Annotated in this window: 14 protein-coding genes and 2 pseudogenes; 8 read left to right on the top strand and 8 right to left on the bottom strand. The window is 73.0% G+C overall.

The window, feature by feature from the left end; all coding sequences use genetic code 11:
• Nucleotides 1–111: 111 nt before the first annotated feature.
• A complete protein-coding gene (locus tag AB0P35_RS22370) occupies nt 112–1,008 on the bottom strand; it encodes a MarR family winged helix-turn-helix transcriptional regulator (protein WP_257019434.1) in 897 nt (298 codons plus the stop codon).
• A gap of 432 nt (nt 1,009–1,440) precedes the next feature.
• Here AB0P35_RS22370 and fabG point away from each other — a divergent pair, with 432 nt between their 5' ends.
• The 4 genes from fabG to AB0P35_RS22350 all read left to right on the top strand — a co-directional run bounded on the left by fabG (nt 1,441) and on the right by AB0P35_RS22350 (nt 3,819).
• Entirely contained in the window at nt 1,441–2,208 is a 768-nt protein-coding gene (gene fabG, locus AB0P35_RS22365; RefSeq protein ID WP_363513175.1) for a 3-oxoacyl-ACP reductase FabG, read from the top strand.
• A gap of 253 nt (nt 2,209–2,461) precedes the next feature.
• Entirely contained in the window at nt 2,462–2,653 is a 192-nt protein-coding gene (locus tag AB0P35_RS22360; protein WP_095876507.1) for a hypothetical protein, read from the top strand.
• A gap of 113 nt (nt 2,654–2,766) precedes the next feature.
• Entirely contained in the window at nt 2,767–3,501 is a 735-nt protein-coding gene (locus AB0P35_RS22355; RefSeq protein ID WP_363513171.1) for a phosphatase PAP2 family protein, read from the top strand.
• Nucleotides 3,502–3,543: 42 nt separating this feature from the next.
• Complete coding sequence (locus AB0P35_RS22350; RefSeq protein ID WP_095876508.1) at nt 3,544–3,819, top strand: DUF6343 family protein; 276 nt, start codon at nt 3,544–3,546, stop codon at nt 3,817–3,819.
• Nucleotides 3,820–3,853: 34 nt separating this feature from the next.
• Here AB0P35_RS22350 and AB0P35_RS22345 read toward each other — a convergent pair.
• Nucleotides 3,854–4,446 (bottom strand): annotated as a pseudogene (locus tag AB0P35_RS22345) (aldehyde dehydrogenase (NADP(+))); the annotation flags it as partial.
• Between the two features lie 157 nt (nt 4,447–4,603).
• On the opposite strand from AB0P35_RS22345, the gene AB0P35_RS22340 reads away from it, so the two are divergent.
• Nucleotides 4,604–5,383, top strand: coding sequence for an IclR family transcriptional regulator (locus tag AB0P35_RS22340; protein WP_363513166.1), 780 nt, complete (start codon nt 4,604–4,606; stop codon nt 5,381–5,383).
• Nucleotides 5,384–5,595: 212 nt separating this feature from the next.
• The gene (locus AB0P35_RS22335; RefSeq protein ID WP_363513163.1) at nt 5,596–6,090 is read left to right on the top strand and encodes a hypothetical protein; all 495 of its coding nucleotides are present in this window, start codon (nt 5,596–5,598) and stop codon (nt 6,088–6,090) included.
• Nucleotides 6,091–6,148: 58 nt separating this feature from the next.
• On the opposite strand, the pseudogene AB0P35_RS22330 reads toward AB0P35_RS22335, so the two are convergent.
• A pseudogene (locus AB0P35_RS22330) lies at nt 6,149–6,445 on the bottom strand (hypothetical protein); the annotation flags it as partial.
• Between the two features lie 10 nt (nt 6,446–6,455).
• Here AB0P35_RS22330 and AB0P35_RS22325 point away from each other — a divergent pair.
• On the top strand, nt 6,456–6,848 hold the full coding sequence (locus tag AB0P35_RS22325; protein ID WP_363513304.1) for an enolase C-terminal domain-like protein: 393 nt from the start codon (nt 6,456–6,458) through the stop codon (nt 6,846–6,848).
• Nucleotides 6,845–7,657 carry an NAD(P)-dependent oxidoreductase gene (locus tag AB0P35_RS22320; protein ID WP_363513301.1) on the top strand — a complete coding sequence of 271 codons (813 nt, stop codon included), beginning with the start codon at nt 6,845–6,847 and terminating at the stop codon, nt 7,655–7,657. Before AB0P35_RS22325 ends, AB0P35_RS22320 begins: the two co-directional genes overlap by 4 nt.
• Before the next feature lie 49 nt (nt 7,658–7,706).
• Here AB0P35_RS22320 and AB0P35_RS22315 read toward each other — a convergent pair whose 3' ends face one another.
• The 5 genes from AB0P35_RS22315 to shc form a co-directional block, all read right to left on the bottom strand.
• The gene (locus AB0P35_RS22315) at nt 7,707–9,107 is read right to left on the bottom strand and encodes an aspartate aminotransferase family protein (RefSeq protein ID WP_363513160.1); all 1,401 of its coding nucleotides are present in this window, start codon (nt 9,105–9,107) and stop codon (nt 7,707–7,709) included.
• Nucleotides 9,097–11,007, bottom strand: a complete 1,911-nt coding sequence (dxs, locus tag AB0P35_RS22310) for a 1-deoxy-D-xylulose-5-phosphate synthase (RefSeq protein WP_095876511.1) — start codon at nt 11,005–11,007, stop codon at nt 9,097–9,099. The genes AB0P35_RS22315 and dxs overlap by 11 nt, the downstream gene beginning before the upstream one ends.
• Nucleotides 11,008–11,132: 125 nt before the next feature.
• A complete protein-coding gene (gene hpnH / locus AB0P35_RS22305) occupies nt 11,133–12,158 on the bottom strand; it encodes an adenosyl-hopene transferase HpnH (protein ID WP_095876512.1) in 1,026 nt (341 codons plus the stop codon).
• Between the two features lie 2 nt (nt 12,159–12,160).
• Nucleotides 12,161–12,826, bottom strand: a complete 666-nt coding sequence (locus AB0P35_RS22300) for a 1-hydroxy-2-methyl-2-butenyl 4-diphosphate reductase (protein WP_363513156.1) — start codon at nt 12,824–12,826, stop codon at nt 12,161–12,163.
• 37 nt (nt 12,827–12,863) lie between these two features.
• The gene (gene shc, locus AB0P35_RS22295; protein WP_363513153.1) at nt 12,864–14,930 is read right to left on the bottom strand and encodes a squalene--hopene cyclase; all 2,067 of its coding nucleotides are present in this window, start codon (nt 14,928–14,930) and stop codon (nt 12,864–12,866) included.
• Nucleotides 14,931–14,935 lie beyond the last annotated feature (5 nt).

Raw genomic sequence — 14,935 nt, 5'->3', positions numbered from 1 at the left:
GCCGTGCTCCGGCCGGTGGTGCGGCACGACCGAGGGCCGTCACTCCGCACAGGTGACGGCCCTCGGTCGTGCGGCGCGGCGGGGCCGCGCTGCCGAATCGTTCCGGCCCGGCTACAGCCGGGCGGTCTTGGCGAGCAGGGCCAGCGCCGGCCCGTGCTCCTCGGTTTCCAACGGGGAAAGCAGTAGTTCCTGCACCTCGCGAACCCCGGCTGCCGACCGGTGCAGGAGGTCCTGCCCGGCGGGCGAGAGCGACAGCAGGTTGCGCCGCCCGTCCGAAGGGTCGCGGCGACGCAGTACCAGGCCGCGCCGGACGAGCCGGCTGACCATCTCGGCCATCGTCGCCTTGTCGAGCGACGCGAGTTCGCCGACGGTGCGCTGGTCCGCGCCCGGCTCGGCTTCCAACGCCTCCAGCACCGCATACTGGGGCGCGGTCAGCTCGGAGCCGACCTTGTCGGACCAGAGCTTGGTATGCACCTGCTGGGCCACCCGGATGAGGTAGCCGATTGCCCGCTGGGCGTCCAGCAGCGGGCGCGCGTCGGTCAGCGCGGCGACCGCGGCCGGCTCGAGCCGGGCTATCTTGGCCATGACCCGGACGATCTCGATCTGCTCGTCGGGCGTGAGCGGCTCGAAGAGCGTCCGCTGTACACGGACGACGCCGCCGGTGGCCTCGCGGACCGCCTGGGCGCCGTTCTGAGAAAGGGCCAGCAGCTTGCGCCGGCCGTCGGCCGGGTCGCGCCGGCGCAGCACCAGGCCGCGCCGGACGAGTCGGGCCACCATCTCGGCCATCGTCGCCTTGTCCAGCGAGGCCCGTTCGCCCACGGTGCGCTGATCGGCACCGGGCTCGAGGGCGAGCGCGAGGAGCACGGCGAACTGCGGAGCCGTCAGATCGGCTCCGACGTGCTCGGACCACAAGCGGGTGTGCACCTGCTGGGCCACTCGGATGAGGTGACCGGGCGACTGCTGCAGTCGACCTGTCACTCGGGTTGTCGGGATCTCCCCCAGCACCATGAAATCCGTCCCGGTGTCACGCTCGGTGTGTGTGGGACACCCGAGCGGGGCAGTAACGGCGAGTAAGCGTCCCGCTGTGTGGGAGGGCGCGTCAGCCGTGCAGCCGGTGGCTGCTGGCGCACACTATACAAACGGTCGAGCCGCCCTGGCAGGCAGGGGCTGATAGTAGTCGCATGTTCGGCAAAGTTGGCATATTTCCGCCATCTGTCGGGCCCACGACAGGTCGGGTTTCGCCCATCCGGCCGCCGCCCGACCTCACCCTCCGTCACCTGCGGGTCTACACCCTGGCCCGTGAGACTACCCGCCGGTAGGGTGTCCGCGCAGCGCGTTGTGTACCACCTTTCGCCCCGCGCTCAGCGGCCGGGGCACGCGGGTTGGCCGCCGCCTCGGTGCCGGCCTCCGCTCCCACCACCGAGAGAGACGAGTACGAGCATGACCGAGCAGTCCCCCGCCACCCGGGTCGCCGTCGTCACCGGTGCGGCCCGCGGCATCGGTGCCGCCACCGCCCTGCGTCTGGCCGCCGACGGCTACGCCGTCGCCGTGGTCGACCTGGAGGAGTCCGCCGGCAAGCAGACCGTGGACGCCATCGTGGCCGCGGGCGGCCGTGCGCTCGCCGTCGGCGCCGACGTCTCGAACGCCGAGCAGGTCCAGGCGGCCGTCGAGCGGATCGCCGCCGAACTCGGCGCCCCGGTGGTGCTGGTGAACAACGCCGGCGTGCTCCGCGACAACCTGCTCTTCAAGATGTCGGAGTCCGACTGGGACACCGTCATGAACGTGCACCTCAAGGGCGCCTTCCTGATGACCCGTGCGGTGCAGAAGCACATGGTGGACGCGGGCTTCGGACGGATCGTCAACCTCTCCTCCTCCTCGGCGCAGGGCAACCGGGGCCAGGCCAACTACTCGTCCGCCAAGGCCGGTCTGCAGGGCTTCACCAAGACCCTCGCGATCGAGCTCGGCAAGTTCGGCATCACCGCCAACGCGGTCGCCCCCGGCTTCATCGCCACCGACATGACCGCCGCCACCGCCGCCCGGGTGGGCATGGAGTTCGAGGCGTTCAAGCAGGCCGCCGCGACCCAGATCCCGGTGAACCGGGTCGGCACCCCCGAGGACATCGCCCACACCATCTCCTTCCTCGCGAGCGAGGGCGCCGGCTTCGTCTCCGGCCAGGTCGTCTACGTGGCCGGCGGCCCGCTCGACTGACCCGCCGGACCGGTCCGGGGCTGCCCCCGGACCGGCGCGGAGGTGCGCCCACGGGCACCGGAGGCGTCCGTGCCGGGCGTCGGACTCGTCCGAATCGGCCGGCCGGGGCGCGCCGCCCCGAGCGCCGCAGTGCGCACAGGCCCCCCGATGGTCCACACTCGGTAGCAGACGTCCGTTGTCCGACGAGGGCCGCGGAGCCGCAGCCGGCCGGGTCGTCGACGGCAGGCCGGCACTCGTACCACTGGAGGCCTCCATGTCCGAGTCCACTGACAGCCGATCGATGCCCACCCCGGACCACCTGCTCCACACCGGGGCGGAGCACCCTGTCGACCCCGAGGACCTGGTGATGGCCTCCGGCCGCACCCCCACGCCGGAGCTGATCGAGAAGGCCCGGCAGGACCTCCAGAAGTACGGCCGCATCGCGGTGGAGCGGCTGCTCCCCTGAGCCGGAGCCCGTACCGCTGCCGAGAGGCCCCGCACGCGCGGGGCCTCTTGCGTTCCGTCCCAGGCCCGGCAGGGGCCCGCAGGGCAGCGGGTAGGGTCTCAGGAGTGCGAGTCTTGACCCGACCCTCCCTCGACCGGCAGTCCGCGCCCGTTCCCCCGGTGGCGCCGGCCCGCGCGCCGATCGGCCGCCGGCGCGTCCTGCTGATCACCGCGACCGCCCTGGTGTACGCGGCGGTCGTCGTCGGGGTGCTCGCCGACACCGCCCTGGTGCGCTTCGACTGGTGGCTGGAGCTGCTGAAGCCGTACAAGCGGTGGCCCGAGGTGCGACCCCTGCTCGACGTGTGGATCGTGGCCGGCCAGCGCGGTCCGTCCGCGATCGCCGCCTGCCTCTGGCTGGGCTGGCGTTCCTGGCGCAGCCGCACGGTGCGGCCGCTGCTGGTGATGGGCGCGGCCCTGCTGCTCCTCAACATCACCGTGGGTGGCGTGAAGATCCTCACCGGCCGCCTCGGTCCGCACTACGCGCACGTCATCGACTCCCCCGAGCTCTTCGCCGGCGGGACGATCTTCCCGTCCGGGCACACCGCCAACGCGGTGGTGACCTGGGGTGTCCTGGCCTACCTCGCGGTGCGGTGGCGGCGCACCGGCACCGTGCTGGCCGGGCTGACCGCGGTCTCGATCGGTCTCACCACGGTCTACCTCGGCACCCACTGGATCTCCGACGTGGTCGCCGGCTGGGCGGCCGGGCTGCTGGTCCTGCTGGCGCTGCCGCTGACCGAGCCGCTGGTGGACTCCGCGAACCGCTGGGTCACCGCCCTGTACCACGGCCCGGCCGGCCGCACCGGACGCTGACGTTCCCGGCCTACCCTGGAGGAGGGGACGGGAGGTGAGGTCGTGCGTCCGGCGAAGACACCCCGGTACTGGCGCAGCGGGACCGAGCCGGCCACCGCGCGCAGCGACCTGAAACTGCGGTTCCTGCTGTCGGTGCTGTTCCTTCCGGTCTTCGTGCTGATGACCGCGGGCTTCGCCCTGTGGGCGTCCCGCAGCACCGGCTCCGACCTGCCGAGCAGCGGCGCACTGGCGGTCTTCGCGGTGCTGTCCGGCGTCCTGACGGTGTGCGCCGCCGTCGACCTGTACGTGGTGGTGCGGCGCCGCCGCACCGAACTCTGAGCAGTGGGAGCACGCGGCCGGCGCGCGCCCCTGTTCAGCCCTCGCGGCGCCCGTCGACGCGCCCGTCCACGCGCCGGGGCAGGCCGAGCGGGTTGGCGTCGTGGAGCTCGGGCGGCAGCAGTTCCTCCGGGGTGTTCTGGTGGCTGACCGCGGGCGGAGCCAGCGTTCGATCGCGGTGGCGCCGACGGAGGTCGAGGTGGAGGTGGTGGCCGGGTAGGAGCCGCCGTGCTGCATGGCGGGGGCGACAGGGACGCCGGTGGGCCGGCCGTCGGCGACCAGCCGGCCGGCGAGCGGCAGGAGGCGCCGCAGCAGGGCCGCGGCCTCGGGGCCGCACTCGTCGGCGGCGAGCTGGACGGTCGCGGTGAGGTTGCCGTCGAGCCGGGCGAGGACGGTCTCCAGCTCGGCGGCGTCCCGGTAGCGGGCCAGCACGGCGGCCGGCCCGAAGCACTCCTCCAGCAGCGGTTCGGCGAGCCGGTCCGCGGCGACGGCGAGCACGCCGGGGCGGACGGCGAGTGGCGCGCCGTCGACGGGCGCCTCCCCGGCGGCGAGCAGCACCTCGACCCCGGGGTGGCCGGCGCGCTCGCGGACCCCCGCCAGGAAGGCCTCGCGCATCCGCGGGTCGAGCATCGGGGCGGCCGGGGCCTGCGCAGCGGGCGCGACCACGGCCTTCTCCACGCCGTCCGCGCCGGCCGGGCTCCCACACCGTGGTGTTCAGTATGCTGAACGCGATACGACTACTTGAACTCGCGGGCGGGTACGCCGCGTGACGGAAGGGGTCCAGGACATGCCCTCGCCGAACGACTCCGCCACCGGCGGCGCCCGGGTCAAGTCCGCGGTGCGCACCGTGGAACTCCTGGAGTACTTCGCCGGCAGCACCGGCATGCACAGCCTGGCCGAGGTGCAGGAGCAGACCGGATACCCCAAGTCCAGCCTGTACATGCTGCTGCGCACCCTGGTCGAGCTCGGCTGGGTGGAGACGGACGCGACCGGCACCCGCTACGGAATCGGCGTCCGCGCGCTGCTGGTCGGCAGCTCCTACATCGACGGCGACGAGGCGGTGGCCGCCGCCCGCCCCACCCTGGACCGGCTCGCCGAGGACACCGGAGAGACCATCCACCTCGCCCGGCTGGACGGCACCAACGTGGTGTACCTGGCGACCCGCCAGTCCCAGCACAGCCTGCGGCCGTTCACCCGGATCGGCCGGCGGCTGCCCGCGTACTGCACCTCGCACGGCAAGGCGCTGCTCGCCACCCGCACCGACGAGCAGATCCGCCGACTGCTGCCGGAGAAGCTGGAGCCGCTCACCGAGCACACCCACACCGACCGCGAGGAGCTGATCGAGGAGCTGCACCGGGTGCGCGAACTCGGCTACGCCGTCGACCGCGAGGAGAACACGCTGGGCGTCCGCTGCTTCGGCGTGGCGATCCCCTACCGGCACCCCGCACGCGACGCGGTGAGCGTGTCGGTGCCGGTCGCACGGCTGACGCCGGACCGCGAACAGACGATCCGCGACGCCCTGATGGACGCCCGCGACCGTCTCACCCTGGCCACCCGGCACATCTGACGCACCGTCGGCTCCGAGGTGCCCCGTACCGGCAGGCCGGTGCGGGGCATCTCCGTATTCCCGAAGCCGACCGCAATGCCCGGGCATGGATGCGACCGCCGTTCACGTTCCCGAACCGTGGCGGAGCGCCTCGACACCTGCACCGCCCGGACGACGATGCGATCCGCGCACACCCCTCCCCTGATCGCCGGGGGCATGACAGTCTGTCCGCCATGCGCACACGCTCCCTCACCGTGGTCGTCGCGGCCGTCGCCGTACTCGGGCTGGCCGGCTGCTCCGGCTCCACCGGCTCGGCGTCGAAGGCCGACCCCGCCGCTCCCGCCTCCGCCGGTGCCCCGGCCACGCCGGCCGCCTCCGGTGCCGCCGCCTCCGACGCGGCCGCCGCCCCCGCGCCGACCGGGCCGAAGCCCGCGCCGCCGTCCGACGCCGGCCTGCCCGCCAAGCCGGACACCGACACCGCCGCGAAGCTGGTCGCCGCGCTGAAGGCACTGAATCCGGACATCGTCTCGGCGGGCCCGGAGAAAACGGTGGAGGCGGCCCGCAAGGAGTGCCAGGCGGTCTACAACTACCCGAAGGACCACGCCAAGCTGGTCGAGCTGACCGGCAGCACCTTCACCTCCGCCGCGCACCCGCAGGGTTTCGGCCCGGAGGTCTCGGAGAAGATCCTCGCCGCCGTGCAGGCCTCCGGTCTGTGCACCCGCCCCTGACCCGACGACGGCCGTACGGGCCCCGACCGTCCTGCGGTCGGGGCCCGCACGCGTTCAGCCGGACGGCCGCCAGGTCGGCGTCCGAGGCCAGCCCCGCGTGGTAGAGCCGCAGTTCGTCGGCGCCCGGGACGGCCTACGGCGGGGCGCTGCCCATCCCGGCGACCACCGGCAGGTTGGCGGCGAGCACGGTACCCGGGCACCGGTGGGCGGCGGCGAGCGGCAGGGTCCGGACCGGGTCGGGCAGCACCAGGCCGTCCGCGAACTCCAGCACCCGGGCGACGTCGACCCCGGGGTTCGACCCGCAGCGGTGCGGCAGCGGATCGCCGTGCAGCAGCACCCGGAACCCGTCCGGCGCCCCCTCAGGGATCGGCCCGGACACCTCCTGGGGCAAGCACTTCACCCGCGCCGAGTGGATCACCTCCGGGGCCGGCGACATCCTGCGCACCGGTGTCACCGACGTCGGCGGCATCACCCCGGCCGTCCGCACGCTGCACCTCGCCGAGGCCTTCACCGTGGACTGCGAGGTGCACGGCAACGGCTCCGGCAACCTGTCCCTGCTCCGTGCCACCACCAGCGGCCGCTGGTACGGGCGCGGTCTGCTCCACCCGCACACCGACTTCGACGCCCTGCCGCCGCACCTCCATGCGATCGTGGACGCGATGGACGAGCACGGCATCGTCCGACTGCCCGACTGGCCCGGCCTCGGCAGCCACTTCGACCTCGACCACATCAGGCGCGACACGATCACCACGGACTGACCATGCACCGGACCATCCTGCTCACCGGCGCGGCCGGCGGCGTCGGCACCATGCTGCGCGACCTGCTGCCGCCGCACGGCCACCGCATCCGCCCCGCCGACCTGGCCCCGATCCCCGACGCCCCGCACGCCCTCACCTTCGACCTGCGGGACGCCGACGCTGTCCGCGAGGCCGTCCGCGGTGTGGACGCCGTCGTCCACCTCGGCGGCATCTCGCTGGAGGACACCTTCGCCCACATCCTCGGCGCCAACATCGAGGGCACTTACCACCTCTACGAGGCCGTCCGGCTGGAGGGGGTGAAGCGGGTCGTCTTCGCCAGCTCCAACCACGCCGTCGGCTTCACCCCGCTGCACGGCCTCGGCCCCGGCGGCAAGGGCCTGATCGGCACCGACATACCGCCCCGGCCCGACACCTACTACGGCCTGTCCAAGGTGTTCGGCGAGGGCCTGGCGCAGCTCTACGCGGACAAGTACGGCATCGACACCGTCTCGATCCGGATCGGCTCCTGCTTTCCGAAGCCGCGCTCCACCCGGATGCTCGCCACCTGGCTCAGCCCCGGCGACTGCGCCCGGCTGGTGCACGCCGCGCTCACCGCCCCGGTCGAGGGGCACGTGGTGGTCAACGGCATCAGTGCCAACACCCGCGCCTGGTGGGACTTGGCCCCGGCCCGCGCGCTCGGCTACGAGCCGCAGGACGACGCCGAGGTGTACGCCGCCGAGGTGATCGCCGAGCACGGTGAACTGCCGCCGGACGGCGTGGACGCCCGGCTGCTCGGCGGCGGATTCACCGTGATCGAGCCGCCGCGCTGACGCACGTGCGGGGCGGGCCCGGCAGAACGGGCCCGCCCCACAACGGCGTTCACCGTCCGCCGACCGCCTGCTTGACCAGCGTGCGGCCGAAGTCCCACATCAGACCGCTGCCGCGGTGCGCCTCGTCCATCACCTCGGTGAAGGCGTCGACGAAGCGGTCGACCTCCTTCTCGGTGATGATCAGCGGCGGGATCAGCTTGATGACCTCCAGGTGGTCGCCGGACACCTGGGTGAGGATGCGGTGCCGCTGCAGCAACGGCACCACGACCATCTGCGCGAACAGCCCCTTGCGGGCCGCCTGCAGCGCCGTCCACCCGGTGCGCAGCTTCAGCGACTTGGGCCGGCCGAACTCGATGCCGATCATCAGGCCGCGGCCGCGGACGTCGGCCAGCAGCTCGTACCGGTCGACGAGTTCGGTGAGCCGGGTGCGGAACAGGTCGCCGACCTTGCGGACGTTCTCCACCACCTGCTCCTCGCGCATCACATGGAGCGTGGCGAGGCCGGCCGCCATCGCCTGCGCGTTGGAGCCGAAGCTGGCCGAGTGCACCAGCACCCGGTCCATCGAGGAGTACACCTTGTCGAAGATCCAGTCCTTGCCGAGGGTGGCGCCGATCGGCACGTAGCCGCCGGAGAGCGCCTTGGCCGCGCACACCAGGTCGGGCCGGACGCCCTCCTCGTGCTGGTAGGCGAAGAAGTCGCCGGTGCGGCCGATGCCGGTCTGCACCTCGTCGAGGATCAGCAGTGCCTTGTGGGCGTGCAGCAACTCCTGCGCGGCGTACAGCCAGCCGGGCGGTGCGGCGTGCACGCCCTTGCCCTGGATCGGCTCGACGATCAGCGCGGCCACGTCGCCCTTCTTCAACTCCTTCTCCAGCGCGGCGAGATCGCCGAGCGGCACCGCAGTGTCGGGCAGCAGCGGTTCGAAGCCCTTGCGGAAGCCGTTCTCGCCGTTGACGGAGAGCGAGCCGGCGGTGAGGCCGTGGAAGGCGTGGTCGCAGTAGAGGATGCGGCGCCGGCCGGTGGCGCAGCGGGCGAACTTGAGCGCCGTCTCGACCGCCTCGGTGCCGCTGTTGCCGAAGAACACCCTGTCCAGGCCGGGTGCTTCGGCGATCAGGCGCTCGGCGAGCAGGCCGGGCAGCGGGGCGCAGTCGAAGCGGGTGAGGTCGGGAAGGTCGAGGTCCATCACCTGCTGCACGGAGGCGCGCACCACGGGGTGGTGCCGGCCGAGGGCGAAGATCCCGAAGCCGGCCAGCATGTCGAGGTACTCGTTGCCGTCGGCGTCGTAGAAGTACGGGCCCTGGGCGCGCTCGTAGTACTTGTCGAAGCCGATGGTGTGCAGCATCCGGGGCAACTGCGGGTTGAGGTACCGGGCGTGCAGCTCGTAGCGCTCGGCGGCGCGCTCGGCGAGCAGGGCGGCGAGGTCGAGGCCCGCGGCGGGACGGTCAGCCGGCATGGTGCTGGTTCGCTCCTCGGATCGGTAGCAGCTGCTTGGCGTGGGCGGCGGTCTGGGCGGCGACGCCGGTGCCGGTGAGTCCGATCTCCTCGAGGATCTCACCGCGGCCGGCGTGCGCCAGGAACTCCTGCGGGATGCCGAGGTCGCGCAGCGGCGTGTCGACGCCGGCGTCGCGCATGGCCTGGGCGATCGCGGCGCCGACGCCGCCGGTGCGGCCGTTGTCCTCGACGGTGACGACGAGCCGGTGGGCGGCCGCGAGGTCCACCACGGCGGGGTCGACGGGCTTCACCCAGCGCGGGTCGACGACGGTGGCGGTGAAGCCCTCGGCGAGCAGCAGGGCGGCGGCGTCCACGCAGGCGGGCGCCGTGGCGCCGACGGCGACCAGCAGGATCTCGGGGGCGGGGCCGGTGGCGGCCAGCACGTCGACCCCGCCGACGCGGCGCAGCGCGGGCACGCCGGGGCCGAGGTCGCCCTTCGGGAAGCGCAGCACGGTCGGCGCGTCGGAGACCTCGACGGCCTCGCGGAGCTGGGTGCGCAGTTGCTCGGCGTCGCGCGGGGCGGCGAGCCGCAGGCCCGGGACGACCTGGAGGATCGACATGTCCCACATGCCGTTGTGCGAGGCGCCGTCGTTGCCGGTGACGCCGGCCCGGTCGAGGACGAAGGTGACGCCCAGCCTGTGCAGGGCGACGTCCATGAGCACCTGGTCGAACGCCCGGTTGAGGAAGGTCGCGTAGACGGCGACGACGGGGTGCAGTCCGCCGGTGGCGAGCCCGGCGGCGCTGGCGACGGCGTGCTGTTCGGCGATGCCGACGTCGAAGGTGCGGTCCGGGTGGGCGGCCGCGAAGTCGGCGAGGCCGACGGGCTGGAGCATGGCGGCGGTGATGGCGACGACGTCCGGCCGGTCCTTGCCGAGTTCGACCATCTCGGCGCCGAAGACGGAGGTCCAGGAGGTGCCGAGGGAGGGCGAGACGGGCAGGCAGGTGTACGGGTCCATGGCGCCGACGGCGTGGAAGCGGTCGGCCTCGTCCTGTTCGGCGGGGCGGTAGCCGCGGCCCTTCTGGGTGATGCAGTGGACGATGACCGGGCCGCCGAAGCGCTTGGCGCGGCGCAGCGCCTGTTCGACGGCGGCGATGTCGTGGCCGTCGATCGGCCCGACGTACTTGAGGCCGAGGTCCTCGAACATGCCCTGCGGGGCGAAGGCGTCCTTGAAGCCCTTCTTGGCGCCGTGCAGGGCGCCGAAGATGGGCGGGCCGACGACGGGGGTGCGCTGCAGGGCCTCCTTGCCCCAGGCGAGGAAGCGCTCGTAGCCGCGGGTGGTGCGCAGGGTGGCGAGGTGGTGGGCGAGGCCGCCGATGGTGCGGGCGTAGGAGCGCTCGTTGTCGTTGACGACGATGACGAGCGGGCGGTCGTCGGCCTCGGCGATGTTGTTGAGTGCCTCCCAGGCCATGCCGCCGGTGAGGGCGCCGTCGCCGACGACGGCGACGGTGTGCCGGTCGGTGCGGCCGAGCAGTTGGTTGGCCTTGGCGATGCCGTCGGCGTAGCCGAGGGCGGCGGAGGCGTGGGAGTTCTCGATGAGGTCGTGTTCGGACTCGGCGCGGGAGGGGTAGCCGGAGAGGCCGCCGCGGGCGCGCAGCCGGGTGAAGTCCTGGCGGCCGGTGAGGAGCTTGTGGACGTAGGCCTGGTGGCCGGTGTCCCAGAGGATGCGGTCGCGCGGTGAGTCGAAGACGCGGTGGACGGCGATGGTCAGTTCGACCACACCGAGGTTGGGTCCGAGATGGCCTCCGGTGCGGGTGACGGCGTCGATCAGGAAGTCGCGGATCTCGTCGGCGAGCAGGGGGAGGTCGCCGGCGGGCAGGCGTCTCAGGTCGGCGGGCCCCTTGATGGTGGACAGGAGTGACATGGCTTCACCTCGCGACTCGGTGCAGAGCGATGACCGTCTGTGTCCAGGGTGCGGCCGGGGCGGTCGGCTCGCCTGTTGTCCGTACGCCCGGGCGTGCGCCGGAGCGCACGCCCGGGGTGCGGGCGTCAGTTGATCCGGCCGGAGCCGAGGGTCTCCCGGGCGGCGCGCAGCGACTCCTTGAGCGAGCCGATGGTGGCGAGGACGGCGGTGGGTTCGTAGCCGCAGTGGGCCATGCAGTTGTCGCAGCGCGGGTCCTTGCCGCGGCCGTACGTGTCCCAGTCGGTCTTCTCGATGAGCTCCCGGTAGGTGGGGACGTAGCCGTCGGCCATCAGGTAGCAGGGACGCTGCCAGCCGAAGAGCGAGTAGTTGGGGATGCCCCAGGCGGTGCACTCGAAGTCGATCTTCCCTTCGAGGAAGTCGAGGAAGAGCGGGCTGTGGTTGAGCCGCCAGCGGCGGCGGTTGCCGCCGGCGAAGGCCTTGCGGAAGAGCTCCCTGGTCTGTTCGACGCCGAGGAAGTGGTCCTGGTCGGGGGCCTTCTCGTAGGCGTACGCCGGGGAGATCATCATCTCGTCGACGCGCAGTTCGTCGTTGAGGTAGTCGAGCACCTCGATGATGGTCTGCGGGGTGTCGGTGTTGAAGAAGGTGGAGTTGGTGGTGACCCGGAAGCCGCGCCGCTTGGCCTCCCGGATGGCCTCCACCGCCTCGTCGAAGGTGCCCTCCTTGGCCACCGAGGCGTCGTGCCGCTCGCGCAGCCCGTCGATGTGGACGGTGAAGGTGAAGTACGGCGAAGGAGTGAATCTGTCGAGCTTCTTGCGCAGCAGCAGCGCGTTGGTGCAGAGGAAGACGTACTTGCGGCGGGCGACGAGCTGCCGGACGATCTCGTCGATCTGCGGGTGCATCAGCGGCTCGCCGCCGGCGATGGACACCATCGGTGCGCCCGACTCCAGGACGGCGCCGACCGCCTGCGCGACCGGCATCCGCTGCTTGAGCACCCCGGCCGGATGCTGGATCTTGCCGCAGCCCTCGCAGGCCAGGTTGCAGGCGTACAGCGGTTCGAGTTCGACGATCAGTGGGAATTTGTCACGGCGCTTGAGCTTCTGCTGCAACAGGTAGGTGGACACGCGGATGGACTGACGCAGCGGCATGGCCATGCCTAACTCGCCTCCTGCGGGAGTGTCGAGGGCTGTGGTGGACGGGGTGCTGCGGTGGCGACCAGGCGGTGCCACTCGGTGAGGGCCGGTACGGCGGCGCGCAGGGCGCGCCAGGCGTGGACACCGGCGGGCAGGGTGCCCGGCCGGATCAGCTCGCGTTCGGGGGTGTCGACGACGACCCGCAGCACCGCGGCCGGCAGCTCGGGCCGGGTCTCGGCGCGGGCGGCGAGGACAGCGGCGGCCTCCATGTCGACGGCGAGGGCGCCCCGGGCGTGCAGGGCCCGGCGCTGGGAGCCGCGCACCACGTGGTCGGCGGTGTGGTGCAGGCCGGTGTGCGTGGTCAGGCCGCAGGCCTGCAGGGCCGTGGCGAGGGTGGGGGCGCTGTCGAGTGCGAAGCGCCCGCCCTCCGAGTCGCGGACGGCGTCGGCGACGATGACCTCGCCCGGGGCGGTGCCGGGCGCCACCGAGGCGCCGAAGCCTGCGACCACCAGGGCGCCGTAGTCGCCGGTGGAGAGCATGGTCCGCACGCTCTGCCCGGCCCTGGCGCGGCCGATCCCGGTGCGGAGCAGGACGGGCGAGCCGCCGATCGCACCGGCCCAGTCGCCGCCGCGCAGGGCCCAGGCCTCCGGCCCGAGCGCGCACACCACCAGCAGGGGCTCACCCGTCATCGCGCACCTCCGGCCGTGTTGCTGAAGTGACGTTTTCTCACCGGTCACCGCCTCCTGCCCCGAGCGGTCGCCCGGTCACGTACCGGCCGAGCGCCGTCACCGGGAACACCAGGCGGTACAGGTGGTAGTTGATCGAGAAGTCCCACGGGAATCCCGTCCCGGTGAACTGCGGCTCGTCCCAGGTGCCGTCGGCGCGCTGGCTGCGGGTCAGCCAGGCGACGCCGCGTTCCACGGCCTCGCTGCCGCTGCCCGGGCCGTTGGGCGCCTCGCCGGCGGCGAGCAGCGCCATGAGTGCCCACGCGGTCTGCGAGGCGGTGGAGTCGCCGCGCCCGGCCCAGGTGGCCGGGTCGTCGTAGGAGCGCATGTCCTCGCCCCAGCCGCCGTCCGGGTTCTGCCGGCTCTCCAGCCAGTGGACGGCCCGGCGGACGGCCGGGTGGTCGGGCCGGATGCCGGCGGCGACCAGGGCGGGCAGCACCGAGCCGGTGCCGTAGATGTAGTTGGTGCCCCAGCGGCCGAACCAGGAGCCGTCCTCCTCCTGGTGGTCGAGCAGCCAGGCGATGCCGCGCAGGGCGCGCGGGTCGGCGGCGCCGCCCACCTCGGCGAGCATCTCCACCACGTGGGCGGTGACGTCGGCCGACGGCGGGTCGATGACCTCGCCGAAGTCGCAGAACGGCAGCCGGTTCGGCAGCAGGCTGGTGTTGTCGACGTCGAAGGCGCCCCAGGCGCCGTCCTTGGACTGCATGCCGAGGCACCAGCGGACGGCGCGCTCGACGGCGCCGTTCAGCCGCGGCGGCTCCGGGTGGGCGACCCGGCGCAGTGCCAGGACGACCTCGGCGGTGTCGTCGATGTCGGGGTAGGTGTCGTTGTGGAACTCGAAGGCCCAGCCGCCGGGGGCGAGCCGGGGACGCTTGACCGCCCAGTCGCCGCGGGTGGTGATCTCCTCGCCGAGCATCCAGTCGGCGGCCCGGACGACCGCCGGGTCGTCGGCGGGCAGCCCGGCGTCGCGCAGCGCGATGGTGGCGAGGCAGGTGTCCCAGACCGGGGACTGGCACGCCTCCATCCAGCGTCTGCCGTCCTCGGTGTGCACGGTGAAGCCGTCGAAGGCGGCCAGGCCGGCCTTCATCACCGGGTGGTCGAGCCGGTAGCCGAGCAGGTGCAGGGCGATCAGCGAGTAGACGGCGGGCGGTTGAATGCCGCCCCAGCAGCCGTCCGCCTCCTGCCGGTCGACGATCCAGCGGCCGGCCCGGGCGAGCGCGATCCGGCGCAGCGGGCGCACCGCGTACCGGTGGTAGTGGTGCATCAGCCGGTCGAGCCGTTGGAAGAGGCCGTCCCAGCTGGCGGCGGGGGCCAGCGGCCGCTCGGGGTACGGGTCGGCCGGGTCGGTGTGCAGCTCGGTGAGGGCGAACGGGGCCGGGCGTACCGGGCGGTGGGCCGAGACCACGGTGAGCGGGACGATGGTCTGCCGGGCCCACTGGCCGAATGCGTAGATGTTGAGCGGGGCCCAGGTGGGCAGGAAGAGGATCTCGGGGGGCAGTTCGGGGAGGCGCTGCCAGGGCCACCAGCCGAACAGGGCGAGCCAGATCCGGGTGAAGACCCGGGTGGCCGCGATGCCGCCGGACTCCCGGACGTACCGGGCGGCGTCCTGCATGTGTGCGGCGCCGGGGTCGTCCCCGGCGAGTCTCAGGGCGACGTACGCCTCGACGGTGGTGGACAGTTCCGGCGGCCCGCCGTGGAAGGTCGCCCAGGTGCCGTCCGCGCGCTGCTGCGAGCGGATCCAGGCTGCCGTGGCCCGGGTCTGTTCCGCGGTGCGGATGCCCAGGAACTCGCGCAGTAAGAGGTCCTCGGCGTCCATGGTGACGTTGGTCTCCAGGTCGCCCTTCCACCAGCCGTCCGGGTTCTGTAGTGACAGCAGGTGGGCGGTGGCCCGGGCCAGCGCCGCCTCGACAGGTACATCGTCAGATCGTCCTACCGGAGCCCGGCCCTCGGCCGTCCGCGCCTCCTCGGGAGGCGGAACGAGACCGTCGGGGGCCGGTGGGCGGTCGCCCACCGCGACCGGCTCGGAATCGTACTCGGGGTCGAGCCGGCCGCCCGCGGTTGCTGTCAATTCAC

Origin of the sequence: Kitasatospora sp. NPDC085879, from assembly GCF_040686255.1 — a bacterium.
In the GTDB taxonomy this organism is placed as follows: domain Bacteria; phylum Actinomycetota; class Actinomycetes; order Streptomycetales; family Streptomycetaceae; genus Kitasatospora.
The sequence above is the reverse complement of the archived record's forward strand: the minus strand, read 5'-3'. Positions and strand labels throughout refer to the sequence as shown.